The 12,392-nt window shown below is 64.4% G+C and carries 13 protein-coding genes; 6 read left to right on the top strand and 7 right to left on the bottom strand.

All coding sequences use genetic code 11. From position 1 onward, the window contains the following. Positions 1–2: 2 nt before the first annotated feature. Positions 3–512 carry a flavin reductase gene (locus LCM4576_RS25985; protein ID WP_040980261.1) on the top strand — a complete coding sequence of 170 codons (510 nt, stop codon included), beginning with the start codon at positions 3–5 and terminating at the stop codon, positions 510–512. Between the two features lie 5 nt (positions 513–517). Here the strand turns inward: LCM4576_RS25985 and hpaR are convergent, their stop codons facing one another. Further along, positions 518–922 (bottom strand): homoprotocatechuate degradation operon regulator HpaR, encoded by a 405-nt coding sequence (gene hpaR / locus LCM4576_RS25980; protein WP_244508438.1) that lies wholly within the window; start codon positions 920–922, stop codon positions 518–520. Positions 923–1,155: 233 nt separating this feature from the next. On the opposite strand from hpaR, the gene LCM4576_RS25975 reads away from it, so the two are divergent. Genes LCM4576_RS25975 through hpaH form a run of 5 tightly spaced genes read left to right on the top strand, consistent with a single transcriptional unit; the run spans position 1,156 to position 5,771 of the window. Continuing rightward, positions 1,156–1,542, top strand: coding sequence for a 5-carboxymethyl-2-hydroxymuconate Delta-isomerase (locus LCM4576_RS25975; RefSeq protein ID WP_071035354.1), 387 nt, complete (start codon positions 1,156–1,158; stop codon positions 1,540–1,542). A 30-nt stretch (positions 1,543–1,572) separates the two neighbouring features. Next, a complete protein-coding gene (gene hpaE, locus LCM4576_RS25970; protein ID WP_071035353.1) occupies positions 1,573–3,090 on the top strand; it encodes a 5-carboxymethyl-2-hydroxymuconate semialdehyde dehydrogenase in 1,518 nt (505 codons plus the stop codon). A gap of 12 nt (positions 3,091–3,102) precedes the next feature. Next, positions 3,103–4,083: a 3,4-dihydroxyphenylacetate 2,3-dioxygenase gene (hpaD, locus tag LCM4576_RS25965; RefSeq protein ID WP_071035352.1), complete on the top strand. Its 981-nt coding sequence runs from the start codon at positions 3,103–3,105 to the stop codon at positions 4,081–4,083. Positions 4,084–4,095: 12 nt separating this feature from the next. Then, positions 4,096–4,971 (top strand): fumarylacetoacetate hydrolase family protein, encoded by an 876-nt coding sequence (locus LCM4576_RS25960; protein ID WP_071035351.1) that lies wholly within the window; start codon positions 4,096–4,098, stop codon positions 4,969–4,971. Beyond that, on the top strand, positions 4,968–5,771 hold the full coding sequence (gene hpaH, locus LCM4576_RS25955) for a 2-oxo-hept-4-ene-1,7-dioate hydratase (RefSeq protein WP_071035350.1): 804 nt from the start codon (positions 4,968–4,970) through the stop codon (positions 5,769–5,771). The genes LCM4576_RS25960 and hpaH overlap by 4 nt, the downstream gene beginning before the upstream one ends. A 322-nt stretch (positions 5,772–6,093) precedes the next feature. On the opposite strand, the gene LCM4576_RS25950 is transcribed toward hpaH, so the two are convergent. The 6 genes from LCM4576_RS25950 to LCM4576_RS25925 all read right to left on the bottom strand — a co-directional run bounded on the left by LCM4576_RS25950 (position 6,094) and on the right by LCM4576_RS25925 (position 12,391). After that, positions 6,094–7,113, bottom strand: a complete 1,020-nt coding sequence (locus LCM4576_RS25950; RefSeq protein WP_071035349.1) for an isopenicillin N synthase family oxygenase — start codon at positions 7,111–7,113, stop codon at positions 6,094–6,096. A 163-nt stretch (positions 7,114–7,276) separates the two neighbouring features. Next, the gene (locus LCM4576_RS25945) at positions 7,277–7,933 is read right to left on the bottom strand and encodes a methionine ABC transporter permease (protein WP_071035867.1); all 657 of its coding nucleotides are present in this window, start codon (positions 7,931–7,933) and stop codon (positions 7,277–7,279) included. After that, on the bottom strand, positions 7,914–9,005 hold the full coding sequence (locus tag LCM4576_RS25940) for a methionine ABC transporter ATP-binding protein (protein WP_071035348.1): 1,092 nt from the start codon (positions 9,003–9,005) through the stop codon (positions 7,914–7,916). The genes LCM4576_RS25945 and LCM4576_RS25940 overlap by 20 nt, the downstream gene beginning before the upstream one ends. A gap of 80 nt (positions 9,006–9,085) precedes the next feature. Beyond that, positions 9,086–9,937, bottom strand: coding sequence for a MetQ/NlpA family lipoprotein (locus LCM4576_RS25935; protein ID WP_071035347.1), 852 nt, complete (start codon positions 9,935–9,937; stop codon positions 9,086–9,088). A gap of 295 nt (positions 9,938–10,232) precedes the next feature. Further along, positions 10,233–11,030, bottom strand: a complete 798-nt coding sequence (locus LCM4576_RS25930; protein WP_071035346.1) for an aspartate/glutamate racemase family protein — start codon at positions 11,028–11,030, stop codon at positions 10,233–10,235. Further along, positions 11,027–12,391 (bottom strand): dicarboxylate/amino acid:cation symporter, encoded by a 1,365-nt coding sequence (locus LCM4576_RS25925; protein ID WP_071035345.1) that lies wholly within the window; start codon positions 12,389–12,391, stop codon positions 11,027–11,029. Before LCM4576_RS25925 ends, LCM4576_RS25930 begins: the two co-directional genes overlap by 4 nt. Between the last annotated feature and the right edge of the window lies 1 nt (position 12,392).

The raw sequence follows: 12,392 nt of genomic DNA, 5'->3' as shown, positions 1-12,392 counted from the left end.
CCATGACAACACAAGTCGCGAGGCTGGAATTCCGCGAGGCCATGGCGCGGGTCTGCGCGCCGGTCAACATCGTCACCACCGACGGCCCGGCGGGGCGCGGCGGCTTTACCGCCACCGCCATGTGCAGCGTCTCCGACGACCCGCCGACGCTGCTGGTGTGCATGAACGAGCGTTCGGCGCAGACCGGCATGTTCCTCGCCAACCAACGCTTCTGCGTCAATGTGCTGACCCAGTCGCATATGCATCTGGCGGCGAAATTCGCGGGCGCAATCCGCGACATGACCGAACGCTACCAAGCCGCGCGCTGGCAGACCATGCCGTCCGGCATGCCGGCGCTGCTTGACGCCATCGTCAGCTTCGATTGYGAGATCGGCGCGGTCAACAAGGTCGGCACGCATAATGTGATGTTCGGCCGCGTCGTCGACATCCGCCACGGCAGCGACGAGGCGGCGCTGCTCTATGTCGGACGCAACTACATGCAGCCAAGCGCGCTGGGGAGTTTTGGCGGATAGGCTTCTCAGCCCTCCACCGTCTCCGACTGGATCAGGCTTTCCAGCATGTCGAGCAGGCGCTCATGCTCTTCGGCGCCATAGCGCTTTTCGATGGCGTCGTAGATGGCGATACGTTCGGGCGCCAGTTCCTCGATCAGCGCTACGCCGGCCGGGCTGATGGCGAGCAAGGCGCGGCGGCCGTCGTCCTTGACCTTGTTGCGGGTGATGAAGCCACGCTCCTCCAGCGCCTTGATGATCCGGGTGAGACTGGGCGGCAGGATCGAGGCGCGGTTGGCGAGCTCGGTTGCCTCCAGGGGGCCGGTTTCGGCAAGAACGCGCAGCACACGCCACTGCTGCTCAGTGATGTCGTGGCGGGCAAGCATCGGCCGGAAGTGCGCCATGATCACTTCGCGGGCGCGAAGCAGTGCCATGGGCAAGGAGCGGCGAGTGCTGGGCGGTAGCAAGGTCAGGTCTCCAATTCAATTTCCGCTGGCGACTCGGAGCGAAATTCGACGGCTATCGAGTTATATCCGCGATTTTGCCGAGACCGGCAATCCTGCGTCCCAAGCCGCCACGGCGCATCGACAACGACGCTTGACATTCCGCCGTCAAGATGTAATTCACATGTTAATTACAAGAACCGGCGCTGCCGGCGGAGGAATCCTTGCCCCATATGGCGATCGAATATTCGGCGAATCTCGATGCGAAGGTCGATATGGGTGAGCTCTGTGCGCTGGTCTCGCGCACCATCCTCGAAACAGGCTTGTTCGAGTCCGGCGCCGTGCGGGTACGGGCCTTCCGGGCCGAAGCCTATGCGATCGCCGACCGGCTTCCCGAGAACGGCTTCATCGACATGAATTTCCGCATCGGCAAGGGCCGTAGCGCGGCGGAAAAGAAGAGCGCCGGCGAGGCGATCTTCGCGGCGGTCACCGACCATCTTTCCTCGCTGTTTTCCACGCCRCATTTCGCGCTGTCGCTGGAGATCCGCGAGATAGACGCCGAGCTCAGCTGGAAGAAGAACGCCATCCATCCGCGACTGCGCGGCAAATGAGCGGCGGCAAGCAAGCAACAGGAAGAACCCATGGCGGCACTGGACGATAATCTGAGGAAGGCCGAGGCCTATCTCGAACGCTTCCGCAAGGACGGCGTGCTCAACCAGATCGGCGGCGAAGCGGTGCCCTCGGCCGACGGCTCGACCTTCGAGACGCTTTCGCCGGTCGACCTCAAGCCGATCGCGACGGTGGCACGCGGCAAGGCGGCCGATATCGACCGCGCGGCCAAAGCGGCCAAGGCCGCCTTCAAGGATTGGGCGGCGGTCTCTGGCGACGCGCGCAAGAAGCTGCTGCATAAAATAGCCGACGCCATCGTCGCGCGGGCGGAAGAAATCGCCTTCGTCGAATGCATGGATACCGGCCAGTCGCTGAAGTTCATGGCCAAGGCGGCACTGCGCGGCGCCGAGAACTTCCGCTTCTATGCCGACCGCGCCCCGGAGGCGCGTGACGGCCGCTCGCTCCGGGCGCCGGGCCAGCTCAACATGACGACGCGCGTGCCGATCGGCCCGGTCGGCGTGATCACGCCGTGGAACACGCCCTTCATGCTGTCGACCTGGAAGATCGCGCCGGCCTTGGCCGCCGGCTGCACGGTGGTGCACAAGCCGGCGGAGTTGTCGCCGCTGACCGCCCGGCTGCTGGTCGAGATCGCCGAGGAAGCCGGCCTGCCCAAGGGCGTCTGGAATCTCGTCAACGGTTTCGGCGAGGATGCCGGCCGGGCGTTGACCGAACATCCCGACATCAAGGCGATCGGCTTCGTCGGCGAAAGCCGCACCGGATCGATGATCATGAAACAGGGCGCTGAAACACTGAAGCGCGTGCATTTCGAGCTCGGCGGCAAGAACCCGGTCATCGTCTTCGCCGATGCCGACCTGGAGCGCGCGGCGGACGCCGCCGTCTTCATGATCTATTCGCTGAACGGCGAGCGCTGCACCTCATCGTCGCGCCTGCTGGTCGAGGCATCCGTGCATGACAAGTTCACCGACCTGGTGGCGGAGAAGGCGAAGCGCATCAAGATCGGCCATCCGCTCGATCCTGAAACCGTGGTCGGTCCGCTCRTCCATCCGGTGCATGAGGAGAAGGTGCTCTCCTATATCGAGATCGGCAGATCGGAAGGCGCGGTGGTCGCCGCCGGCGGCGGCAAGTTCGCCGGACCGGGCGGCGGCTGCTATGTCAGCCCGACGCTGTTCGTCGGCGCCACCAACAAGATGCGCGTCGCCCAGGAAGAAATCTTCGGGCCGGTGCTGACGGCGATCCCGTTCAAGGACGAAGCCGAGGCGCTGGCTCTCGCCAACGACACGCAATACGGCCTCACCGGCTATCTGTGGACCTCCGATGTCACCCGCGCGCTGCGCTTCACCGATGCGCTCGACGCCGGCATGATCTGGGTGAATTCGGAGAATGTGCGGCACCTGCCAACGCCGTTCGGCGGGGTGAAGAGCTCGGGCATAGGCCGCGACGGCGGCGACTGGTCGTTCGACTTCTACATGGAAACCAAGAACATCGCGTTCGCCACGGCGCCGCATTCGATCCAGAAGCTCGGCGGCTGAGCGGAGACACCAATGGCCCTGCCCCAACCCAACCTCTACCCTGCCTTCAACATCGTGCGGCTCAGCCATGTCGAGCTTGCCGTCACCGACCTTGCCAAGTCACGCGCCTTCTATGTCGACACGCTCGGCCTGCAGGTGACCGACGAGACGAGCGGCGCCATCTATCTGCGCGCCATGGAGGAACGCGGCCATCACTGCATCGTGCTGCGCAAGGCGGCGACGCCGGAAGCGCGCGAACTCGGCTTCAAGGTTTTCTCCGACGAGGACCTCGACAAGGCCGAGCACTTCTTCAAGGGCAAAGGTTTACCGGTGGAGTGGGTGGAGCGGCCCTACCAGTCGCGCACCTTCCGCACCCGCGATCCGCACGGCATCCCRCTCGAATTCTATTCGAAGATGGAGCGGCTGCCGCCGATCCATCAAAAATACGTGCTCTATCGTGGCGTGAAACCGCTGCGCATCGACCACTTCAACTGCTTCTCGCCGAATGTCGATGAATCAGTGGCCTTCTACAATGAGCTCGGCTTCCGCGTGACCGAGTACACGCAGGACGAAGAGACCGGGAAGCTGTGGGCGGCCTGGACGCACCGCAAGGGTGGCGTGCACGACATCGCCTTCACCAACGGCTTCGGCCCGCGGCTGCACCATGTCGCCTTCTGGGTGCCGACGCCGCTCAACATCATCGACCTGCTCGACCTGATGGCGACCACCGGCTACGTCGGCAATATCGAGCGCGRCCCTGGACGGCACGGCATCTCCAACGCCTTCTTCCTCTACATCCGCGATCCCGACAACCACCGCATCGAGATCTATTGCTCGGACTACCAGACGGTCGACCCGGACCTGGAGCCGATCAAGTGGGATCTCAAGGATCCGCAGCGCCAGACGCTGTGGGGCGCGCCGGCGCCGCGAAGCTGGTTCGAGGAAGGCAGCGTGTTCGCGGGTGTGGAACCGCGCAAGGCCGACCTGGCGGCCTCGCCGATCGTGGCGCCGTAAGGGGGCATCGGCATGAGCATGGCGCGCCTCGCCACCTTCACCGTCGGCGGCAAGACGCGCTACGGCGCGATCACCGACAAGGGCGTCGTCGATCTCTCGACGCGCCATCCCGAATGGCCGACGCTGCGCGAGGTGATCGAGGCCGGTGCGCTCGTGAGACTCGCCGAGGAGGCCGACGGCCTCGCGGCCGATTTCCGGGTCGAGGACATAGCCTACGAGATTCCGGTCCCCTCCCCCGAAAAGATCATCTGCGTCGGCGTCAACTATCCGGACCGCAACGAGGAATACAAGGATGGCCAGGCGGCGCCTTCCAACCCGTCGCTGTTCATCCGCTTTCCGCGCTCCTTCGTCGGCCATGATGCGCCGCTGGTGCGGCCGCCGGAATCGTCTCAGCTCGACTATGAGGGCGAGATCGTCATCGTCATCGGCAAGGGCGGACGACGGATCGCCGAGACCGATGCGCTCGGCCATATCGCGGCGCTTTCGCTCTGCAATGAAGGCACGATCCGCGACTGGGTGCGCCACGCCAAGTTCAACGTCACCCAAGGCAAGAATTTCGACCGCACAGGCTCGATCGGGCCATGGCTCGTGCCGTTCACCGACGAGGCGCAGATCGCGGACATTGCGCTCACCACGCGCGTCAACGGTGAAATCCGCCAGCAGGATCGCACGGGCCGCATGATCTTTTCCTTCCGCAAGATCATCACCTACATCTCGACCTTCACGACACTGGCGCCAGGCGACGTCTTCGTCACCGGCACGCCGACGGGCGCCGGCGCCCGCTTCGACCCGCCGGTCTGGCTGAGGCCGGGCGACGTGATCGAGGTCGAGGCCGAAGGCATTGGACTCCTGCGCAACGGCGTCGTCGACGAAGAGGCCGGCCGATGATGACCGAAAGCCAAGTCGAGGACGCCGCCCGCCGGCTGTTCGAAGCCGAGCGCGACCGTCGTCAGATCGGGCTGCTCAGCCTCGAATTTCCGCAAGCGACGATGGACGATGCCTACCGCGTGCAGGCGGCGTTGGTGAAAAGGAARGCCGCTTCGGGATTGACGATCAAGGGCTGGAAGATCGGCCTGACCTCGAAGGCGATGCAGTCGGCGCTCAGCATCGACATTCCGGATTCCGGCATCCTGTTCGACGATATGTTCTTCGCGGACGGCGGCACGGTGCCGGCCGATCGTTTCATCCAGCCGCGCATCGAGGCCGAGATCGCCTTCGTCATGAAGGCGCCTTTGGCCGGCCCGGACATTTCGATCGACGATGTGCTCGACGCCACCGACCACATCACCCCGGCGCTCGAAATCCTCGACACCCGCATCGAGCGGATGAACAAGGAGACCGGCAAGATCCGCACCTTCTTCGATACGATCTCGGACAATGCGGCCAATGCCGGCATCGTCGTCGGCGGCCGCGTGACCGGCCCGCGCGAGGCGGATCTGCGCTGGATCGGCGCGATCGTCTCGCGCAACGGCGAGGTCGAGGAAACGGGCCTGGGCGCCGGCGTGCTCGATCATCCCGCCAAGGGCATCGTCTGGCTCGCCACCCGGCTGCATCAATACGGCATGCGGATCGAGGCCGGGCAGGTCGTGCTGTCGGGCTCATTCATCCGGCCTGTCGAATGCCGGCACGGCGACGAGATCGTCTCGGATTTCGGCCGCTACGGAACCATCCGCATAAGCTTCGCCTGATCGGCCTAAAGCGCGTCGCGATCGTTCAGATTCGCTCCATGCGCTTCAGGCTTTTGATTTTGCGCATATCTTTATCCCGAAACCGGTTCCCACTTTCGGGAGACATGCTTCATTCCAGCACGGATAAGAAAAAGGCCGGGCGCGAAAGCGGCCCGGCCAAGAATGAAGGTCATAACCTTCAGAGGGGAACATCGCCCGGCGCAATGGGAGGAAAACACCGAGCGATGCCATCTATTTGGGGCCTGAACGGTGTATTTTCCACGAACAGAATTCCAAAAAAAATCGAAATCGCGAAAAAATCTCGCTCACTCATCGGAAACCGTCAGCCTGCGGCCGATACTTTTTCCAGCAGGTCGGCATAGTGACGCCGCGCCACGTCGGGATGCGACCTCAGCCGGCCTTTCAGCACATTGGTCCYGACATTGCGGAAGAGCGGATTGTCGGGGTCGCTGGCCGGGCCGCGCGCCTCGGTCGCCAGTTCCTCGGGCAGATCGAGCAGCGGGATGGTGGCATCGAGCCGGGCGCTGAAGAAGAACGGCACCGAAATCCGTTCGACGCCGGCCGGCGGCGTGACAACGCGGTGCACTGTAGCTCTGAGGTAGCCGTTCGAGGCGAGCTCGAGCAGCTCGCCGATGTTGACGACCAGCGTTTGCGGGATCGGATCGACGTCGACCCAGCTGCCGTCATATTCGACCTGCAGGCCCTTGTTCTCGTCCTGGAGCAGGAGCGTGAGGAAGCCGCCATCCTTGTGCGCGCCCACGCCCTGGTCGTCGCCGGTGGCGTCGCGGCCGGGATAGCGCACGATCTTCATGCGGTGGTTCGGTTCGCCGTGATAGATCGGATCGAAGGCGTCCTCCGGCTGGTCGAGCGACAGCGCGAAGGCCTTAAGCAGCCGGATCGCCACATCGGTCGCCTTGGCCTGCCAGGCAAGCAGCGCCGRCTTCAGATCAGGGAGCGCGGCAGGCCACTGGTTCGGGCCCTGCAGCCGCGTCCAGGCCGGCACCCCCGGCCTTTGCGCAATGGTCGCGCGTTCGACGCCGATGTCGAGCTGCTCTCGCCAGTCTGCCTTGCCCCTGGTCAGCTCGCCGCCGGCGCGCGTATAGCCACGGAATTGCGGCGACTTCACCATCTCGATGCCGAGCTTGTCGGCTTCCGGCAAAGCGAAGAAGCGGCGCGCCGCGCCCAGCACCGCGTCGATCTCTGGCTGGGTGATGCCGTGACCGCTCAGATAGAAGAAACCGACATCGCGGGCGGCGGTGCGCAGATCGAACAAGAATGTCCGCAGTTCCGATGCGCCCTGCTCCAGGCGGTCGAGATCGAGAACGGGAATTATTCTAGGCATTGACAGGCTCCTCTTGGCGAGACTCGCGGCCCCACCTCACGATGACATGGGCGTCATTGCGGATGAAGAAACGTACCAACCAATCTCATTGCAAACGGAGGAAGCTCGCGCTCAATTCCCATCGGTCGCGGCAAAATTGCGTTCGTTCCTCCCGCCCGCGTCCTCATCCGCGGTGATCCAGCCGCGCCACCAGCTTGTCGCCGATCCACTGGATGCCGCAGACGAGCACAATGAGCACGACGACGAYGGCAACCATCACGCTGGTCTCGAAACGCTGATAGCCATAGCGGATGGCGAGGTCGCCGAGCCCGCCGGCGCCGATGGCGCCGGCCATGGCCGAAGCGCCGACCAGCGTCACCAGCGTCACCGTGAAGCCGGCGACGATGCCCGGCAGCGCTTCCGGCACCAGCACCTCGCGAATGATCGTCCAGCGGTTGCCGCCCATGGCGCGCGCCGCCTCGATCAGCCCGTGGTCGACCTCGCGCAGCGACACTTCGGCGATGCGGGCGTAGTAGGGCGTGGCGGCGATCGACAGCGGCACGATCGCCGCCCAGGTGCCGATCGAGGTGCCGACGATCAGCCGCGTCACCGGGATCAGCGCCACCAGCAAAATGATGAAAGGAACCGAACGGAAGCCGTTGATGATGGCGCCGAGAATGCGGTTGACCCAAAGGCTCTCCGCGATGCCGCCGCGATCGGTGGCGACCAGGGCAAGGCCGAGCGGCAGGCCGAAGACCAGCGAGATCAGACCGGACGCCCCGGTCATCAGCACCGTTTCCCAGATCGAGCGGATGAGGAGTTCAAACAGGACCGGCGACATGGCCAAGCACCTTTACCCGCGCGTCGCGCTCCTTGAGGAATGTCGTCACTTGCGCAAGATGCGCGGCTTCAGCGCCGGCAACGGCCAGGAACAGCGTGCCGACGGGCTGGCCCTGGACATGGTCGACGCCGCCATGCACCAGGCGGAATTGGCCCGGCACCGCCGCGGCAAGATCAGAAAGCAAAGCCCCGCGCGCGGCCTCGCCGGCGACATCGATCCTAAGGATCGTTTCCGCGCCTTCGCCCGGAACCAGCCGGCTGGCGATCTCTGGCGGCAATTGCGGCCGGATGCCGCCGAGCAGGCTGCGGGTGATCTCCGATTTCKGATCAGCGAAGACCTGCCACACGGCGCCTTCCTCGACGATCCGGCCGGCGTCGATCACCGCCACGCGATCCGCGATCGAACGGATCACCTCCATCTCATGCGTGATCAGCAGGATGGTGAGCCCGAGCCTGGAATTGATATCCTTGAGCAGCGCCAGGATCGAGCGCGTCGTCTCCGGATCGAGCGCCGAGGTGGCCTCGTCCGACAAGAGCAGCGCCGGTCGGGCGGCAAGCGCCCTGGCGATGCCGACGCGCTGCTTCTGCCCGCCCGACAGCGAGGCCGGATAGGCCCTGGCCTTCTCGGACAGGCCGACGAGTTGCAGAAGCTCGGCCGCTCGCGCCATGCGCTCGGCGCGCGGCCGCCCTTCGATCTTGAGCGGCAGCGCGACATTCTCCTCGACCGTCTTCGCCGACAGAAGATTGAAATGCTGGAACACCATGCCGATGCGACGGCGCAGCGGCTGCAGCTCGCGCTCGCCCAGACGGCTGATCTCGCGGCCCTCGATGAAGACCTCGCCGGAATCGGGGCGCTCCAGCCCGTTCAGGCAGCGGATCAGCGTCGACTTGCCGGCGCCGCTGCGTCCGATGATGCCGAGGATCTCGCCCTTCTTCACCGTGAGCGAGACACCGTCGAGGGCAGCCGTCGCGCCGAAGCGGCGCTTCAGGCCGACGAGGCGGACAACGTCTTCAAGCCCGGCCGGCTGGACGCGGACGGGATCGGCGACACCGGCCGAGACATGCTGGTTCATCTCTGTTTCCGTCTCAGTCCGAAAATACGATGGCGGCCCGCTCAGAGGCGGACCGCCTGTTGCTGCCAGCCAGGCGCCGATCAATAGGCGCTGATCCCGGTGCCTTTGTAGACCTTGTCGAACTCGGCCTTGACCGCCTCATTCTGATAGGAGGCGACCAGCGTCTTCACCCACGGCTCGTTCTCGGCTCCGGCCTTGACCGCGATGAAGTTGCGGTAGGGATTATCCGCCACCGGTTCCTGCGCGATGCGGTTTTCGGGGCCGAGGCCGCTCTTCAGCGCCCAGTCGGTGTTGACGACGGCGGCGTCGAGATCGTCGACCGAGCGACCGACGATGCCGGCGTCGAGCTCCTTGATCTCGAGCTTCTTGGGGTTCTCCGCAATGTCGGCGGTCGTCGCCAGGATACCGGTGCCGTCCTTGAGCTTGATCAGGCCTTCATGGTCCAGGACATGCAGCGCGCGGCCCTCGTTGGACGGATCGTTCGGCACACCGATGACGGCTCCTTCCGGCAATTCGGCGACCTTGGCGTGCTTCTTCGAATAGAGGCCGATCGGCCAGACGGCCGTGTAGCCGACCGGCACGATGTGGTAGCCTTGCGTTTTGATCTGGTTGTCGAGATAGGGCTTATGCTGGAAAGCGTTGGCGTCGATCTCAYCGCGCTCCAGCGCCTCGTTGGGCTGGGTGTAGTCGTTGAAGACGACGGTCTCAATCGTCAGTCCTTTCTTGGCCGCCTCGGCGGTGACGACGCGCCAGACATCCTCATCCTCGCCGCTGATGATGCCGACCTTGATCGACTTCTTGTCCTCGGCGAAGGACGGCGACGGCGCAGCAAGGCCGATGACGGCCAATGTCGTGGCGAGAAGCGCCGCCAATCCGGCGCGTCTGGTGATTGACGTAACGAGAGATTTTGAAGCGTTGCCACTTTCGGACATGATGCGTTCCTTGCGATCCTGAAATCTTTTTGGCCTGGCGGGATGCGAAGCCTTGATATCAGCATCGCCAATGCTGCCCGGCTGGGCAAAGAAGCGCTTTTCCTCTCAGACGGGAGGCGGAAAATATTCTCTCAAAGATTTTGTGACTTGGAGAACACCGGCTGCTCGCAAGCCGGCTTTGATCTGGAAGCGGTGACGAGCGGTTCAGCGTTTCATGGAATCGCCAAACCGCTCCAATTTCTTGTTTTCACGCAATTCCGGACGGAAAACCGCTACGCACTTTTCCTGGATTGCTCTAGGAGGCCCGCTGCGTGGCGCGCCAGCTCGATCGGCCATTCGCGCGCAAGCGGGGCACCTTCGGCAGGCCCCGCGCTTCCTGAACGCCGAAGCCCAATCGTGTCAGGCTGGCTCGCGCCAGTGCCGCATTGCTGTCGATGACGATCAATCCGTTCGTGTCGCCGAGGCTGGCCGCCACCACCGACAATTCGGTGCAGCCGAGAAGTGCTGCATCGGCGCCGGCCAGCTGCGCGAGATGAAGCGCGCGTTCGGTCTCGGCCGCGGCTTGCGCGATCGACCCGGCCTTGACGAGCATGATCGCGCTGTCGACGCGCTCCTGAAACTCGGCATCCAGCGGGAGGCAGAGGTCGAACCCCGCCGCCGATATCCTGTGCTGGTAGAAGCCGGAAACCAGCGTGCCCCGGGTTGCGAGGTTCGCAACCCGGCCCCGGTCCAGGCCGCGGCGGATCTCCGCCACCACCGCGTCGCCGATGTGGATGATCTCGGCTCGCGAGTTCGCCGCCAGCTTGTCGTACCAATGATGGGCGGTGTTGCAGGGCATGGCGATGCACGCAACGCCGAGCGCATTGAGCGTCGAAACCGCGGCCGTCAGCGGGRCCAGAGGCCCGTCATGGCCGGYCAGGATCGCCTCGGTCCTGTCGGGCAGTTGCGGCACGCTGAGGATGACGCAAGGCACATGCTCGTTGTCGCGCAGCGCTTCGGTCATCCGGGTGAGCTTGAAGTAGAAATCGGCCGATGCCAGCGGCCCGAGACCACCGATGATGCCGAGCTGGGGACGGATGGCTTCGTCGATCATCGAGCGGGCTCGGCTTCGAGCTCTTGCGCGATGGTTTCAGTGCCCTGCGCCGCCTCCCGATGGCTGGGCGCGATCATTGCCGTGCTTGCGGCCACGGTGGAGACGCTGGACAGCGTCATCAGCGTGTCCACGGCCGCGTCCACCGCGACAAACAGGGCGAACGCCGCCTCGAAGGGAAGCTTCAGATAACCGCAAACAATAGACATCTGCGACAGGATCAGCAGGCTGCCCATGCCGCCTGTCGTTAGCGCTAGAAGCGCGGAGGCGACGCCGACAAGCAAGAGGTCCGGGATCGCCAACTGATGGCCGTAGAGCTGGGCGATGAACAGCGTGYCCGAGATGTAGACCAGCGCCGGACCGGTTCGCAGCAGCGCCGCCTGCAACGGCACGAGCAGCTCGACCACCACAAGGTTGAAGCGTAGCCGTTCGCTCAAAAGGTTGATGACCCAGGGGAGCGAGGCGACTGTGGAGCGCGTCGTGATGGCCACCATCAGAAGCGGCTGAAGGGTCTTGATCGTGGCCCAGTAGCTTCGCCGCGAGCGTATGGCGATGACGGCAAAGGCGCCGGCGAGGAATGTCAGGCAGGACAGGCCCATCACCAGCRGGTAACCRCCCATCAGCATCAGCGGCTTGGTGCCGGTCGACGCGGTCTGGTCGGCGATCAGGATGAAGGTTGCGAAGGGCAGTCCCCAGACGAACCAGTTGGTCAGCACCGTGCAGGCCCGGTACACCGCGTTGAGCGCCTGCGACAGGCTGAGCGACGAGGGCTGCGGGATTTTCCCCATCGCCAGCCCGAAAAGCAGGCAGAACAACAGCACCTGGATGGTCTGGCCCGAGGCCAGCGCGTTGAAGACGTTGTTGGGCACCAGATCCATGAAGATCGAATGCCCGCCGTTCGGATCCCCGGTCGACGGCGGCGGCTGGAAGGGAAATGCGAGATCGGTGGAGACGCTGCCCTGGGAGTTGATGAACTCGCCGAGCTCGATGCGCGACTGCGGGTTTTCGATCTGGCCAGGCTTGAGGATCAGCGAATAGGTGCCGCTCACCAGCACGGCGAGGAACGACACGACCAGCACGGCGATGCCGACCTTGCCGAGGTAGCGGRCCGATTTCGGGTCCTGGACCATAGCCGTGATCGAGAAGATGACGGACGAGACGAGATAGGGCAGGACGACCATCTTGAGGAAATTCAGGTAGACCTGCGCCAAAGGGCTGATCGCATGGGCGAATGCCGGGTAGTAGAGTCCGCACAGGATCCCGGCCAGGATCATGATGATCGTCGTCAATGGCGAGCGCAGGATGCGCTTTGCCGCCAAGCGCCAATCGAAGGGCATGGGTGCGGCTGCATCCGAGACGGCCATT

Source organism: Mesorhizobium sp. LCM 4576 (assembly GCF_001854815.1).
GTDB lineage: Bacteria > Pseudomonadota > Alphaproteobacteria > Rhizobiales > Rhizobiaceae > Mesorhizobium > Mesorhizobium plurifarium.
Note: the sequence above shows the minus strand (reverse complement) of the source record. Positions and strands in the feature narration are given on the sequence as shown.